Raw genomic sequence first — 15,582 nt, 5'->3', positions numbered from 1 at the left:
AAAAAAGCCGTGAATAGCCAACGACCTGTAAACCTAGACCTAAGGACCATCAAACTCCCCATCACCGGCGTTACGTCGTTCCTGCACCGTGTTTCCGGCATCATCCTGTTCCTGGGCTTGGGCATCATGCTTTATGCATTGAGCAAATCCCTGGGTTCCGAGGAAGGATACGCCGAGGTGAAGGCATGCTTGACCAGTCCGCTGGCCAAGTTCGTAGCATGGGGCCTCCTGTCCTCTCTTCTGTATCACCTGGTAGCCGGTGTGCGCCACTTGATCATGGACATGGGCATCGGTGAGACGCTGGAAGGCGGCCGCCTGGGCTCGAAAATCATCGTCGCCATTTCCGTGGTGCTGATCGTTCTGGCAGGAGTTTGGATATGGTAACCAGCGTAACGAATCTGTCGCGTTCGGGCCTCTATGACTGGATGGCACAGCGTGTGTCTGCGGTCGTTCTCGCGGCTTATTTCATTTTCCTGATCGGATACCTCGTCGCAAACCCGGGCATCGGCTATGAGCAATGGCACGGCCTGTTTTCCCACAATGCGATGCGAATCTTCAGTCTGCTGGCCCTTGTAGCCCTGGGCGCTCACGCCTGGGTTGGCATGTGGACCATCGCGACTGACTACCTGACGCCGATGGCGCTGGGCAAGTCCGCGACTGCAGTACGTTTCCTCTTCCAGGCAGTATGCGGCGTCGCGATGTTCGCTTACTTCGTCTGGGGTGTGCAGATTCTTTGGGGTATCTGATTCATGGCTAACATTCCAACTATTTCATTCGACGCCATCATTATTGGTGGCGGCGGTGCTGGCATGCGCGCTGCGCTGCAGCTGGCCCAGGGCGGTCACAAGACTGCCGTGATCACCAAGGTGTTCCCGACGCGTTCCCACACCGTATCGGCCCAGGGTGGCATTACCTGCGCCATCGCCTCCGCCGACCCGAACGATGACTGGCGCTGGCACATGTACGATACCGTCAAGGGTTCCGACTATATCGGTGACCAGGACGCTATCGAATACATGTGTCAGGAAGGCCCGGCCGCGGTGTTCGAGCTGGACCACATGGGCCTGCCGTTCTCCCGTACCGAGCAAGGCCGTATCTACCAGCGTCCATTCGGCGGCCAGTCCAAGGATTACGGTAAAGGCGGGCAGGCTGCCCGTACCTGCGCTGCGTCCGACCGTACCGGTCACGCGCTGCTGCACACCCTTTACCAAGGCAACCTGAAAGCCGGTACCACGTTCCTGAACGAGTACTACGCGGTTGACCTGGTCAAGAACGCGCAAGGCGAGTTCGTCGGTGTGATCGCCATCTGCATCGAAACCGGTGAAACCACCTACATCCGCGCCAAGGCAACTGTTCTGGCGACCGGTGGTGCAGGTCGTATCTACGCTTCGACCACCAACGCCCTGATCAACACCGGTGACGGCGTTGGCATGGCTCTGCGTGCTGGCGTACCGGTACAAGACATCGAAATGTGGCAGTTCCACCCGACCGGCATCGCCGGCGCCGGTGTACTGGTGACCGAAGGTTGCCGTGGTGAAGGTGGTTACCTGATCAACAAGCACGGCGAGCGTTTCATGGAGCGTTATGCTCCAAACGCCAAAGACTTGGCCGGTCGTGACGTTGTGGCCCGTTCGATGGTTAAAGAAATCATCGCCGGTAACGGCTGTGGCCCGAATGGCGACCACGTACTGCTCAAGCTCGATCACCTGGGCGAAGAAGTGCTGCACAGCCGCCTGCCTGGTATCTGCGAGCTGTCCAAGACCTTTGCCCATGTTGACCCGGTAGTTGCTCCGGTTCCGGTGGTTCCAACTTGCCACTATATGATGGGCGGCGTGCCGACCAACATTCATGGCCAGGCAATCACCCAGAACGCCGAAGGCGAAGACGAGATCATTCATGGTCTGTTCGCGGTAGGCGAAGTGGCTTGCGTATCGGTTCACGGTGCCAACCGCCTGGGCGGCAACTCGCTGCTCGACCTCGTGGTATTCGGTCGCGCGGCCGGCCTGCACCTGGAGAAGGCGCTGACCGACGGCATCGAATACGATGACGCCACCGACGCCAACATCGAAGCTGCCCTGGCGCGCCTGAACGCTCTGAACGAGCGCACGGATGGCGAAGACGTAGCAACCCTGCGTCGCGAGCTGCAAAGCTGCATGCAGAACTACTTCGGTGTGTTCCGTACCGGCGAATACATGCAGAAGGGTATTGCCCAGTTGGCAGACCTGCGCAAGCGTATCGCCAACGTCAAGATCAACGATAAGAGCCAGGCGTTCAACACCGCTCGTATCGAAGCCCTTGAACTGCAAAACCTGCTGGAAGTGGCTGAAGCGACGGCGATTGCCGCCGAGGTTCGTAAAGAATCCCGTGGTGCTCACGCTCGTGAAGACTTTGAAGATCGCGACGACGAAAACTGGTTGTGCCACACCCTGTACTTCCCGGGTGACAAGCGCGTAACCAAGCGTGCCGTGAACTTCTCGCCGAAGACGGTGCCGACGTTTGAACCGAAGATTCGGACTTACTAAGGGTGGCTGCCATGTTGAAAGTCAGTGTTTATCGCTACAACCCTGATCAGGACGCTGCGCCGTTCATGCAGGAATTCCAGGTCGATACCGGCGGTAAAGACCTGATGGTGCTGGATGTATTGGCACTGATCAAAGAGCAGGACGAGGGTTTCTCCTATCGTCGCTCTTGCCGTGAAGGTGTGTGCGGTTCCGACGGCATGAACATCAACGGCAAAAACGGCCTGGCGTGCATCACGCCGCTGTCCGCCGTGGTCAAAGGCAACAAGCTGATCGTTCGTCCACTGCCAGGTTTGCCGGTTATCCGTGACCTGGTGGTCGATATGAGCATCTTCTACAAGCAATACGAGAAAGTTAAGCCGTTCCTGCAGAACGACACGCCGGCTCCGGCCATCGAGCGTCTGCAGTCGCCGGAAGAACGTGAAAAGCTCGATGGCCTGTACGAGTGCATCCTGTGCGCTTGCTGCTCGACATCCTGCCCGTCCTTCTGGTGGAACCCGGACAAGTTCCTGGGTCCAGCTGCCCTGCTGCAAGCCTACCGCTTCCTGGCAGACAGCCGTGATACCAAGACGTCCGAGCGTCTGGCTTCGCTGGATGACCCGTTCAGCGTATTCCGCTGCCGCGGGATCATGAACTGCGTCAACGTATGTCCTAAAGGCCTGAACCCGACTAAGGCCATTGGTCACATCCGTAACATGCTGCTGCAAAGCGGCGTGTAACTGACGTTGTAGTAAAGCAGGACCGTTGTGCCCGTAAATGCTGCGGCGCAGGCTTCAACCGGCGCCGTAGTTTTAACTTGAGCAGCGACTTACAAAGCCGCGGCTCTTATTTTGAAGAAATGAGACAAGCAGGGGCATTCGGGTTGGTACCCGAACTATCAGCGTGATCCTAAGTGGCTTGTTTTGGTCGCTGCACTTGGCCTTTTGCAAGCAAACTCGGTGTTTTCGCCGGTGGTGTCCCCAAATCGAGGGTGACCAAGCATGCAAGAAAGCGTGATGCAGCGCATGTGGAACAGCGGCTATCTTTCAGGTGGTAACGCTGCCTATGTGGAAGAGCTTTATGAGCTCTACCTGCACGACCCTAACGCTGTGCCAGAAGAATGGCGCACCAAATTTCAGACGTTGTCTTCAGACGGCAACGCTGCCACCGATGTATCGCACGCAACAATTCGCGATCAGTTCGTGCTGCTGGCAAAGAACCAGCGCCGCGCCCAACCGGTTTCCGCCGGCAGCGTGAGCAGTGAGCATGAGAAGAAGCAAGTTGAAGTACTGCGACTGATCCAGGCCTACCGTATGCGTGGCCACCAGGCAGCCCAGCTTGACCCGCTGGGGCTGTGGCAGCGTCCTGCACCTGCAGACCTGTCGATCAATCATTACGGCTTGACCAATGCCGATCTTGATACGACCTTCCGTGCCGGCGACCTGTTCATCGGCAAAGAGGAAGCGAGCCTACGCGAAATTCACGAAGCGTTGCAGCAGACATATTGCCGCACCATCGGCGCTGAATTCACGCACATCACCGATTCCGAGCAGCGCCACTGGTTCCAGCACCGCCTGGAAGGCGTGCGTGGCCGTCCGGTATTGTCCGCCGATGTGCGCGGCCACCTGCTGGAGCGCGTGACCGCGGCCGAAGGCCTCGAGAAATACCTGGGCACCAAATACCCAGGCACCAAGCGTTTCGGCCTGGAAGGCGGCGAAAGCCTGATTCCGATGCTCGACGAGCTGATCCAGCGTTCCGGTTCCTATGGCACCAAGGAAATCGTGATCGGCATGGCTCACCGTGGTCGCCTGAACGTGTTGGTCAACACCTTCGGCAAGAACCCGCGTGAGCTGTTCGACGAGTTCGAAGGCAAGAAGAAGGTCGAGCTGGGTTCCGGTGACGTTAAATACCACCAGGGCTTCTCGTCCAACGTGATGACCACCGGCGGTGAAGTTCACCTGGCCATGGCATTCAACCCCTCCCACCTGGAAATCGTTTCGCCAGTGGTCGAGGGTTCGGTACGTGCTCGCCAGGATCGTCGTAACGACGCCACCGGTGAGAAAGTGCTGCCGATTTCCATCCACGGTGACGCGGCATTCGCCGGTCAAGGCGTGGTCCTGGAAACGTTCCAGATGTCGCAGACCCGCGGCTTCAAGACCGGCGGTACCGTTCACATCGTCATCAACAACCAGGTGGGTTTCACCATCAGCAACCCGTTGGATGCGCGCTCCACCGAGTACGCCACCGACGTTGCCAAGATGATCCAGGCGCCGATCCTCCATGTGAATGGCGATGATCCGGAAGCCGTGCTGTTCGTGACCCAACTGGCTGTCGACTACCGCATGCAGTTCAAGCGTGACGTGGTCATCGACCTGGTTTGCTACCGCCGTCGCGGTCACAACGAAGCGGACGAGCCAAGCGGCACCCAGCCGTTGATGTACCAGCAGATCACCAAGCAGCGCACCACCCGTGAGCTGTACGCCGAAAGCCTGATCAAGGCCGGCGTGGTTGACGATGCGCGTGTTCAGGCGAAAGTCGACGAATACCGCAACGCGCTGGACAACGGCCTGCATGTAGTAAAAAGCCTGGTCAAGGAACCGAACAAAGAGCTGTTCGTTGACTGGCGCCCCTACCTGGGTCACACCTGGACTGCACGTCACGATACCTCGTTCGATTTGAAGACGTTGCAGGAACTGTCCGCCAAGCTGCTGGAAATTCCGGAAGGCTTCGTCGTACAGCGCCAGGTTGCGAAGATCTACGAAGACCGTCAGAAGATGCAAGCCGGCGGCCTGCCGATCAACTGGGGTTACGCCGAAACCATGGCATACGCGACCCTGGCGTTCGAAGGTCACCCGATCCGCATGACCGGCCAGGATATCGGCCGTGGTACGTTCTCGCACCGTCATGCTGTATTGCACAACCAGAAAGACGCGGGCACCTACATCCCGTTGCAGAACCTGTATGAAGGCCAGCCACGTTTCGACCTGTACGATTCGTTCCTGTCCGAAGAAGCCGTACTGGCGTTCGAATACGGTTACTCGACCACCACGCCAAACGCGCTGGTGATCTGGGAAGCCCAGTTCGGCGACTTCGCCAACGGTGCCCAAGTGGTGATCGACCAGTTCATCACCAGCGGCGAGCACAAGTGGGGCCGTCTGTGCGGTCTGACCATGCTGCTGCCACACGGTTATGAAGGTCAGGGGCCAGAGCACTCCTCGGCCCGTCTGGAGCGTTACCTGCAACTGTGCGCCGAGCACAACATCCAGGTGTGCGTGCCGACGACCCCGGCCCAGATCTACCACTTGCTGCGTCGCCAGGTGATCCGTCCGCTGCGCAAGCCGCTGGTGGTGCTCACGCCGAAGTCGCTGTTGCGTCACAAACTGGCCGTTTCGACCCTGGAAGATCTGGCCCAAGGTTCGTTCCAGACCGTGATTCCAGAGATCGACACGCTGGACGCCGCCAAGGTCACTCGCCTGATCCTGTGCAGCGGCAAGGTCTACTACGATCTGCTGGAAAAACGCCGTGCCGAAGGCCGCGAAGACATCGCCATCGTGCGTATCGAGCAGCTTTATCCGTTCCCGGAAGATGACCTCATGGAGATCATCGCGCCTTACACCAACCTCACTAACGTTGTGTGGTGTCAGGAAGAACCGATGAACCAGGGCGCCTGGTACAGCAGCCAGCATCATCTGCGTCGCAGCATCGGCAACCACAACAAGGCCTTGGTCCTTGAGTACGCCGGTCGTGATGCTTCTGCTGCACCTGCCTGTGGTTATGCGTCGATGCACGCCGAGCAGCAGGAAAAACTGCTGCAAGATGCTTTCACTGTTTAACGCCTTCGCGCTGACTGAAACCGAATTTTAAGGACCTACAGATAATGGCTATCGAAATCAAAGCCCCGTCATTCCCGGAATCGGTTGCCGATGGCACCGTTGCCACCTGGCACAAGAAACCAGGCGAGGCCGTCAAACGTGACGACCTGATCGTCGACATCGAGACCGACAAAGTCGTTCTGGAAGTGTTGGCCGAAGCTGACGGCGTGCTGGGCGCGATCGTTGCTGAAGAGGGCGCTACCGTTCTGTCGAACCAGGTACTGGGTTCGATCGAAGAGGGCAGCGCTGCTGCCGCTCCTGCTCCTGCCGCCGCTGCACCGGCTGCTTCTGCCCCTGCTGCACCGGCTGCGGGTGGCGAAGACCCAATCGCTGCACCGGCTGCGCGTCAACTGGCTGAAGAAAACGGCATCAACCTGGCTTCCATCAAGGGCACTGGCAAAGACGGCCGCGTGACCAAGGAAGACGTGGTTGCCGCCGTTGAAGCCAAGAAGAACGCTCCGGCTGCCGCACCTGCCAAGGCTGCAGCGCCTGCTGCCGCTGCGCCTGTGTTTGCCGCCGGCGACCGCACCGAGAAGCGCGTACCGATGACTCGCGTACGTGCCACCGTGGCCAAGCGCCTGGTTGAAGCACAGTCGAACATGGCGATGCTGACCACTTTCAACGAAGTCGACATGACCGAAGTCATGGCCCTGCGTTCGAAGTACAAAGACCTGTTCGAGAAGTCCCACAACGGCGTGCGCCTGGGCTTCATGTCGTTCTTCGTGAAAGCGGCCACCGAAGCGCTGAAGCGCTTCCCGGCAGTCAACGCTTCCATCGACGGCGGCGACATCGTTTACCACGGCTACTCGGATATCGGCGTTGCCGTCTCCAGCGACCGTGGCCTGGTGGTTCCAGTACTGCGTAACGCCGAGCTGATGAGCCTGGCCGAAATCGAAGGCGGCATCGCCGGCTTCGGCAAGAAAGCCCGTGACGGCAAGCTGACCATCGACGAGATGACCGGCGGTACCTTCACCATCACCAACGGTGGTACCTTCGGTTCGATGATGTCGACGCCGATCGTCAACCCACCGCAAGCCGCGATCCTGGGCATGCACAACATCATCCAGCGTCCGATGGCCATCAACGGCCAGGTTGTGATCCGCCCAATGATGTACCTGGCACTGTCTTACGATCACCGCCTGATCGACGGTAAAGAAGCCGTGACGTTCCTGGTGACCATCAAGAACCTGCTGGAAGACCCGGCTCGCCTGCTCCTGGACATCTGATAGAAGCAGTTGCACGTTGCGAGCTGCAAGCTGTAGGAAAAAGCAGCTTGGCTTGCAACGTGTGACTAGAAGCTTGTCGCAAATAGAGGATCTATTTTCATGACACAGAAATTTGACGTTGTAGTGATTGGTGCAGGCCCTGGCGGCTATGTTGCCGCCATCAAGGCCGCGCAACTGGGCCTTTCCACTGCTTGCATCGAAAAATACACCGACAAGGAAGGCAAACTGGCGTTGGGCGGTACTTGCCTGAACGTAGGTTGCATTCCATCCAAGGCGCTGCTGGACAGCTCCTGGAAATTCCACGAAGCCCAAGACGGCTTCGCGATCCACGGCATCAATCATGCTGGCGTGACCATGGACGTGCCAGCCATGGTCGGCCGTAAAGCCAACATCGTCAAAGGCCTGACTTCCGGCGTTGCCACCTTGTTCAAGGCCAACGGCGTGACTTCCATTCAAGGCCACGGCAAGCTGCTGGCCGGCAAGAAAGTTGAAGTCACCAAGCCAGACGGTTCGGTTGAAGTCATCGAAGCCGAAAACGTGATCCTGGCCCCAGGTTCGCGTCCAATCGACATTCCACCTGCACCTGTTGATAACAACGTGATCGTTGATTCGACCGGCGCCCTGGAATTCCAAGCCGTACCTAAGCGCCTGGGCGTGATCGGCGCTGGCGTGATCGGTCTGGAGCTGGGTTCGGTATGGTCGCGTCTGGGCGCTGAAGTCACCGTGCTGGAAGCCCTGGACACGTTCCTGCTGGCTGCCGACACCGCGGTGTCCAAGGAAGCGCTGAAAACCCTGACCAAACAAGGTCTGGACATCAAGCTCGGCGCCCGTGTTACCGGTTCCAAGGTCAACGGCGAAGAAGTCGTAGTGACCTACACCGATAAAGACGGCGAGCAGACCATCACCTTCGACAAGCTGATCGTCGCCGTGGGCCGCCGCCCAGTGACCAACGACCTGCTGGCTTCCGACAGCGGCGTGAACATCGACGAGCGTGGTTTCATCCACGTTGACGATCATTGCGCCACCACCGTGCCTGGCGTCTATGCCATTGGCGACGTGGTTCGTGGCATGATGCTGGCCCACAAGGCTTCCGAAGAGGGCATCATGGTTGTTGAGCGCATCAAGGGTCACAAGACCCAGATGAACTACGACCTGATCCCATCGGTTATCTACACCCACCCGGAAATTGCATGGGTCGGCAAGAACGAACAGCAGTTGAAAGCTGAAGGCGTTGAAGTTAACGTCGGCACCTTCCCGTTTGCCGCTTCTGGCCGTGCCATGGCAGCTAACGACACCGGTGGTTTTGTCAAAGTCATCGCTGATGCCAAGACTGACCGCGTATTGGGCGTCCACGTGATTGGCCCAAGCGCTGCAGAACTGGTTCAGCAAGGCGCAATCGGCATGGAATTCGGCACCAGTGCCGAGGACCTGGGCATGATGGTCTTCTCCCATCCGACCCTGTCCGAAGCGTTGCACGAAGCCGCGTTGGCAGTGAATGGCGGCGCCATCCACATCGCCAACCGCAAGAAGCGCTAAGCGAGATAATAAGAAACCACGGCGGAGTTGCCCGTCGTGAGCCTTGCGCGCAAGACTCACCGCGGAATATCCGCTGGACGCAGCCTTGCGCAGCTTTACGGGCCATAAGCCCCGCAAGTTGCGTAAGCAGCAGTCACAGGTGGCGCGGCACTCATAATGAGCGCAGCGCCGAATGCGCAGTACCTAACGAAGACGGTAAAAAGCATGAATCTTCACGAGTATCAGGGTAAGCAGCTGTTCGCTGAATACGGCCTGCCAGTTTCCAAGGGCTACGCAGTAGACACCCCGGAAGCAGCAGCAGAAGCTTGCGACAAAATCGGCGGCAGCGAGTGGGTTGTCAAAGCCCAGGTCCACGCCGGTGGTCGCGGTAAAGCGGGCGGCGTCAAGCTGGTTCGCAGCAAAGAAGACGCCAAGGCCTTCGCACAGCAGTGGCTGGGCAAGCGTCTGGTGACTTACCAGACTGATGCCAATGGCCAACCAGTCACCAAGATCCTGGTTGAATCGTGCACTGATATCGCTAAAGAGCTGTACCTGGGCGCTGTCGTTGACCGTTCGAGCCGTCGCATCGTGTTCATGGCTTCCACCGAAGGTGGCGTGGACATCGAGAAAATCGCTCACGAAACCCCAGAAAAAATTCTGAAGGCCACTATCGATCCACTGGTTGGCGCGCAGCCATTCCAAGGTCGCGAGCTGGCTTTCCAGCTGGGTCTGGAAGGCAAGCAAGTTGCCCAGTTCGCCAAGATCTTCGTTGGTCTGGCCAAACTGTTCCAGGATCACGATCTGGCCCTGCTGGAAGTGAACCCGCTGGTGATCAAGGCTGACGGCGATCTGCACTGCCTCGATGCCAAGATCAACATCGACGCCAACGCCATGTACCGTCAGCCTAAGCTGAAGACTTTCCACGATCCGTCGCAAGACGATCCGCGCGAAGCGCACGCTGCCAAGTTCGAACTGAACTACGTAGCCCTGGAAGGTAACATCGGCTGCATGGTCAACGGTGCTGGCCTGGCCATGGGTACCATGGACATCGTCAACCTGCATGGCGGCAAGCCAGCCAACTTCCTCGACGTAGGTGGTGGCGCTACCAAGGAACGCGTTACCGAAGCGTTCAAGATCATCCTGTCCGACTCCAACGTCGCTGCAGTACTGGTCAACATCTTCGGCGGCATCGTTCGTTGCGACATGATTGCCGAAGGCATCATCGGTGCAGTGAAAGAAGTCGGCGTTAAAATCCCGGTTGTTGTTCGCCTTGAAGGTAACAACGCTGAACTGGGCGCTAAAGTACTGGCAGAAAGCGGTTTGAACATCATCGCGGCTACCAGCCTGACCGACGCTGCTCAACAAGTTGTCAAAGCTGCGGAGGGCAAGTAATGAGCGTCCTGATCAATAAAGACACCAAAGTTATCTGCCAGGGTATTACCGGTTCGCAAGGTAGTTTCCACACCCAGCAAGCCATCGAGTACGGCACCCAGATGGTTGGCGGCGTAACGCCTGGCAAAGGCGGCACCGAGCACCTGGGCCTGCCCGTGTTCAACACCGTGAAAGAAGCCGTAGAAGCCACTGGCGCCACCGCCAGCGTGATCTACGTTCCAGCTCCTTTCTGCAAGGACTCGATCCTGGAAGCGGCATTCGGCGGCATCAAGCTGATCGTCTGCATCACCGAAGGCATTCCTACCCTGGACATGCTGGACGCTAAAGTTAAGTGCGACGAGCTGGGCGTAGTCCTGATCGGCCCTAACTGCCCAGGCGTGATCACCCCAGGCGAATGCAAGATCGGCATCATGCCAGGTCACATTCACTTGCCAGGTAAAGTCGGTATCGTTTCCCGTTCCGGCACCCTGACCTACGAAGCTGTGAAGCAGACCACTGACGCCGGTTTCGGTCAGTCGACTTGCGTCGGCATCGGCGGTGACCCGATCCCAGGCTCCAACTTCATCGACATCCTGAAGCTGTTCCAGGAAGACCCGAAGACCGAAGCGATCGTAATGATCGGTGAGATCGGCGGTTCGGCTGAAGAAGAAGCGGCTGCCTACATCAAGGCCCACGTGACCAAGCCGGTTGTTTCCTACATCGCTGGTGTGACTGCCCCTGCGGGCAAGCGCATGGGCCATGCTGGCGCAATCATCTCTGGCGGCAAAGGCACTGCAGACGAGAAATTCGCTGCACTGCAAGACGCAGGCGTTAAAACCGTGCGTTCGCTGGCAGACATCGGCAAGGCCCTGGCCGAGCTGACCGGTTGGGCTGTCAAGTAAGCCTCGCGCTTAGCTGACGCTTCACCACACAAAGGCCACCTTCGGGTGGCCTTTGTGCATTCTGGGTATAACTCGGTTCAATGTGGGAGCTGGCTTGCCTGCGATACAGACACCTCGGTGCATCAGCCAAACCGAGTCGATGCCATCGCAGGCAAGCCAGCTCCCACAGGGTTGTGTATTGCCCAATTAAGTACGAAAACGCGACATTCAAATGTCGCTTATCGGACAGTCCGCCCCGCAACAGTGCGTTTGTCAGGCTAATTCTGTACTCTAGCCGCCTCTTTATGCGTCCGCGTCCCAAAAGGAAGCTGCGCGCTAGACCGGTCGGTCCCCACAAGGGCCGGCAGCATTTCCCTCATCCATAGGGAAGCCCTCTCTAAATTCCGATTCAGTAGTGTGGTATTTCCTCAAATGAAAGTGTTGAAAAGCCAGGATATCCTGGCGCTGGGCTTTATGACCTTTGCCCTGTTCGTGGGCGCCGGCAACATCATCTTCCCGCCTATCGTTGGTTTGCAGTCCGGGCCGCATGTGTGGATGGCGGCGCTGGGCTTTCTGATCACCGCAGTCGGTTTGCCGGTGGTCACCGTGATCGCCCTGGCCAAGGTCGGTGGTGGCATGGATGCGCTGAGCAGCCCGATTGGCAAGATCGCCGGTGGCCTGCTGGCGGCAGCCGCCTACCTGGCCGTGGGCCCGCTGTTCGCGACTCCGCGCACCGCAACCGTGTCGTTTGAAGTAGGCCTGGCGCCCTTGACCGGTGAAAGCCCGTTGGCGCTGTTCCTCTACAGCTCGGTGTATTTCCTGGTGGTGTTCTTTGTCTCCCTGTACCCGGGTCGACTGCTGGACACCGTGGGCCGTTTCCTGGCGCCGCTGAAAATCATCGCCCTGGCCATTCTCGGTATCGCTGCGTTTGCCTTGCCTGCGGGTGAGGTGGGGGTTGCCACGCCGGAATACGTGGCCGCGCCATTCTCCCAAGGCTTTATCAATGGTTACCTGACCATGGATACCCTGGGCGCCCTGGTGTTCGGCATCGTGATCGTCAACGCGATCCGCTCCCGTGGCGTCGAGTCGCCCAAGCTGATCACCCGCTATGCGATCATTGCCGGGCTGATTGCCGGCGTGGGCCTGGCGCTGGTGTACGTCAGCCTGTTCCGCCTGGGTTCGGGCAGCCACGCCGTGGCTGCGGGTGCCAGCAACGGCGCGGCAGTACTGCACGCCTACGTGCAATACACGTTCGGCTCCCTGGGCAGTGGTTTCCTCGCCGTGCTGATTTCCCTGGCATGCCTGGTGACTGCCGTGGGCCTGACCTGCGCCTGCGCCGAGTACTTCAGCAAGATCCTGCCACTGTCCTACAAGACCCTGGTGGTGATCCTGGCGCTGTTCTCGCTGTTTGTGTCCAACCTGGGCCTGACCAAACTGATTGCCTTCTCGATCCCGGTGCTGACCGCGATCTACCCGCCGTGCATCGTGTTGGTGGCCCTGAGCTTCTGCAAAGGGTTCTGGCAGGAACAGGGCCGTATTGTCGGCCCGGTGATGCTGGTGTCGTTCATCTTTGGCTGCATCGACGCACTCAAGGGTGCGGGCCTGGCGGGTTGGATGCCAACGCAGTTGGTAAACCTGCCGTTGAGCGAACAAGGCTTGGCGTGGCTGGTGCCGTCGGTGATGACGCTGGTGGCGGCGGTGGTGATTGACCGTATGCTGGGCAAGCGCAGCGAAGCCATCGCGTAACACGCGGTTCGTGCTGTACTGAAATGCCCCGTATCAAACGATGCGGGGCATTTTTTTTGCGTATGAGGTTACATATTTTTAAACTTGTGAACCGGTAATGTGGGAGCGGCTTGCTCGCGAATGCGGTGTGTCAGCAAACTAATATGCAGCTGGCACACCGCATTCGCGAGCAAGCCCGCTCCCACAGTTTGACCGCGTTTTCACCATGGCTACCCTGTACAAGGACCTACATGTCGTTTGTCGAAATCAATCAAGTTCATCTGCTTGCAGCGCTCTGGTTTGTCATCTGCTGGGGCGGCTACACCCGTTACGCAACCTGGAAAGCCCGGGACACGGCGTGCCTGGCCAGTGTGTTGCACCTGTACCGTGAAGACTGGATGCGCCGCATGCTGCTGCGCGATAACCGCATCGCCGACGCCAGTGTGATCGGTAACCTGGAGCGCAATGCCTCGTTCTTCGCGTCCAGCACCTTGATCATCCTCGCCGGTATCCTCACGGTGCTGGGGGCTTCGGAACGCGCAGTGTCACTGCTGGCGGACATTCCCATGGTGCAGCAGGCATCCCAGGGCATGTCGGAGATCAAATTGCTGTGCCTGGCATTGGTGTTCGTCTACGCCTTTTTTACCTTCAGCTGGTGCATGCGCCAGTACAACTTCGCGGCGGTGCTGGTGGGCTCGGCGCCCATGATCGGTGAGCGGCATGTGTCGGAGCAGGAGCGCAAGGCATTTGCTTTGCGGGCGGCGCGAGTGATTTCGATGGCGGCCAACCAGTTCAACTTTGGCCTGCGTGCTTATTACTTCGGGATGACCATGCTGGCCTGGTTTGTCAGTCCCTGGTTGTTCATGTTGATGAGCAGCGGGGTGGTGTTGGTGCTGTACCGCCGCGAATTCCATTCCGATGTATTGCAGGTGATGGTCTACACCCCTACCGATATGCAAGCAGTCGAGGCTGTAAAAGACGGCGCATCGTAGCGCTGGCAGCAAATAGCAGACAAAGAAAAGCCCGCTTAGTCAGCGGGCTTTCTTTTTGCTGCAATACAGCTTTAAACCGTGCGATTACTGCTTGGCAGGTTCTGCTGGTGCGGCAGGTGCAGCTTCTTTTGCAGCAGCTTCGTTCGATTCGGCCTGAGCTTTGGCAGCTTCGGCGTTTTCTTTCGCAGCGTCGTTCACTTTATCCTGTGCTTTAGCCATATCTTGCTGAGCTTGCTCAGAATGTGCAGCAGCGTCTTGGGCTTTGTCTTCGGATTTCTTGTCGCAGGCAGCCAGACCGAGAGCAGCGGCCAGCATCATGGAAATAGCTAATGTCTTACGCATGGGGTGTTTCTCCTTATTGAAGATATCTACTGGCCTTTCGAACCCAAGGGGCCAGCATTAGTTCCTTATGTCCCACAGATATATAGCATGTTTCGTACAGGAACTTTACCCAGTCATTCCCATCCGCCGAATTCACACTAATAAGAGTCTAAAAACAATGACCGAAAACCCGTTGTTAGAGCGTGCCACACGCTTTGTTTCGGCCCTGCGCCATTGCCAGGTGCTGGGGGTGAGTGTTCATGAAGCCAGCGAGGAGGGCATGACCCTCGTACTGCCGTATGGGCCGCATATCGTCGGTGACCCCCTGAGCGGGGTGATCCACGGCGGCGCGCTCACCTCGTTGATGGACACCGCGTGCGGCATGGCGACCCTGTGCGTATTGCCCGAATTCGAAGTGTGCCCGACCCTGGACCTGCGCATCGACTACATGCATCCCGCCGAACCCCACAAGCCGGTCTATGGTTTCGCGCAATGCTACCGGGTGACCACCGACGTGATCTTCACCCGTGGCGTTGCCTATCAGGATGACCCGCAACAACCTATTGCCCATGTGGTGGGCACGTTCATGCGCATGGGCAAGCGCCTCAAAGGCACCCAAGGCTTGGGCACGGTCATCAAGGGAGAGCAGGCATGACGCATCGGTTCAAGACCCGCCTGGAGCAAGCCCTCGATCGTGGCAACTACGATGCGCTGCTCGACCTGGTGCCCTATGCCAGGCTGATTGGCATCGAATGCACCCGTCTGGGGGATGAGTTGCTGTTTCGCCTGCCGGCCAACAAGGACAATATTGGTAACCCTATATTACCAGCGTTGCATGGCGGAGTGATCGCCGGCTTCATGGAGCTGGCCGCCGCCCTGCACCTGCTGGTGTTCACGGGCGCTCCGGGCCTGCCGAAAATCATCGACTTCTCCCTGGATTACCTGCGTGCCGGCCAGTTTCGGGACACCTATGCCAAGTGCCAGGTATGGCGCCAGGGTCGGCGCGTGGCCAACGTGGCGATTACCGCCTGGCAGAGCACTGCGGCCGAACCGATTGCCACCGCCCGCGCACATTTCAAGATTGAGGAATTGGCCCGCCCTTGAAATCCTGGCCTGAGCCCCCAACTTTGATGACAACCCGCCGCCAACCCTTTCGGGCGCGGCCACTGCCATCCAATTGG

Annotated in this window: 14 protein-coding genes; 13 read left to right on the top strand and 1 reads right to left on the bottom strand. The window is 58.5% G+C overall.

Annotation, left to right across the window (positions count from 1 at the left end; genetic code table 11):
* Positions 1–9 precede the first annotated feature (9 nt).
* The 11 genes from sdhC to MF6394_RS15610 all read left to right on the top strand — a co-directional run bounded on the left by sdhC (position 10) and on the right by MF6394_RS15610 (position 14,080).
* Positions 10–384, top strand: a complete 375-nt coding sequence (gene sdhC / locus MF6394_RS15665) for a succinate dehydrogenase, cytochrome b556 subunit (protein ID WP_014717729.1) — start codon at positions 10–12, stop codon at positions 382–384.
* A complete protein-coding gene (sdhD, locus tag MF6394_RS15660; protein WP_003172805.1) occupies positions 378–746 on the top strand; it encodes a succinate dehydrogenase, hydrophobic membrane anchor protein in 369 nt (122 codons plus the stop codon). Before sdhC ends, sdhD begins: the two co-directional genes overlap by 7 nt.
* 3 nt (positions 747–749) lie before the next feature.
* Positions 750–2,522 (top strand): succinate dehydrogenase flavoprotein subunit, encoded by a 1,773-nt coding sequence (gene sdhA, locus MF6394_RS15655; RefSeq protein WP_010211741.1) that lies wholly within the window; start codon positions 750–752, stop codon positions 2,520–2,522.
* 11 nt (positions 2,523–2,533) lie between these two features.
* Entirely contained in the window at positions 2,534–3,238 is a 705-nt protein-coding gene (locus MF6394_RS15650) for a succinate dehydrogenase iron-sulfur subunit (protein ID WP_003172807.1), read from the top strand.
* Between the two features lie 261 nt (positions 3,239–3,499).
* A complete protein-coding gene (locus MF6394_RS15645) occupies positions 3,500–6,331 on the top strand; it encodes a 2-oxoglutarate dehydrogenase E1 component (RefSeq protein WP_047710424.1) in 2,832 nt (943 codons plus the stop codon).
* A gap of 44 nt (positions 6,332–6,375) precedes the next feature.
* Complete coding sequence (odhB, locus tag MF6394_RS15640; protein WP_003190009.1) at positions 6,376–7,596, top strand: 2-oxoglutarate dehydrogenase complex dihydrolipoyllysine-residue succinyltransferase; 1,221 nt, start codon at positions 6,376–6,378, stop codon at positions 7,594–7,596.
* 99 nt (positions 7,597–7,695) lie between these two features.
* Positions 7,696–9,132, top strand: a complete 1,437-nt coding sequence (gene lpdA, locus MF6394_RS15635) for a dihydrolipoyl dehydrogenase (protein WP_003190010.1) — start codon at positions 7,696–7,698, stop codon at positions 9,130–9,132.
* 204 nt (positions 9,133–9,336) lie between these two features.
* Positions 9,337–10,503 (top strand): ADP-forming succinate--CoA ligase subunit beta, encoded by a 1,167-nt coding sequence (sucC, locus tag MF6394_RS15630; protein WP_003190011.1) that lies wholly within the window; start codon positions 9,337–9,339, stop codon positions 10,501–10,503.
* On the top strand, positions 10,503–11,384 hold the full coding sequence (gene sucD, locus MF6394_RS15625) for a succinate--CoA ligase subunit alpha (RefSeq protein WP_003190013.1): 882 nt from the start codon (positions 10,503–10,505) through the stop codon (positions 11,382–11,384). Before sucC ends, sucD begins: the two co-directional genes overlap by 1 nt.
* A 411-nt stretch (positions 11,385–11,795) precedes the next feature.
* Entirely contained in the window at positions 11,796–13,109 is a 1,314-nt protein-coding gene (gene brnQ, locus MF6394_RS15615) for a branched-chain amino acid transport system II carrier protein (protein WP_047710425.1), read from the top strand.
* 230 nt (positions 13,110–13,339) lie between these two features.
* Complete coding sequence (locus tag MF6394_RS15610) at positions 13,340–14,080, top strand: DUF599 domain-containing protein (protein ID WP_044273014.1); 741 nt, start codon at positions 13,340–13,342, stop codon at positions 14,078–14,080.
* 84 nt (positions 14,081–14,164) lie between these two features.
* Here the strand turns inward: MF6394_RS15610 and MF6394_RS15605 are convergent, their stop codons facing one another.
* Positions 14,165–14,422, bottom strand: coding sequence for a hypothetical protein (locus tag MF6394_RS15605; protein WP_003190018.1), 258 nt, complete (start codon positions 14,420–14,422; stop codon positions 14,165–14,167).
* A 157-nt stretch (positions 14,423–14,579) separates the two neighbouring features.
* On the opposite strand from MF6394_RS15605, the gene MF6394_RS15600 reads away from it, so the two are divergent.
* Both MF6394_RS15600 and MF6394_RS15595 read left to right on the top strand, forming a co-directional pair.
* Entirely contained in the window at positions 14,580–15,056 is a 477-nt protein-coding gene (locus MF6394_RS15600; RefSeq protein ID WP_044273015.1) for a PaaI family thioesterase, read from the top strand.
* On the top strand, positions 15,053–15,505 hold the full coding sequence (locus tag MF6394_RS15595) for a PaaI family thioesterase (protein WP_044273016.1): 453 nt from the start codon (positions 15,053–15,055) through the stop codon (positions 15,503–15,505). Before MF6394_RS15600 ends, MF6394_RS15595 begins: the two co-directional genes overlap by 4 nt.
* Positions 15,506–15,582 lie beyond the last annotated feature (77 nt).

This window comes from Pseudomonas sp. MF6394 (assembly GCF_002018845.1).
GTDB classification, from domain to species: Bacteria; Pseudomonadota; Gammaproteobacteria; order Pseudomonadales; family Pseudomonadaceae; genus Aquipseudomonas; species Aquipseudomonas lactis.
This window is presented reverse-complemented; position numbering and strand designations above follow the sequence as displayed.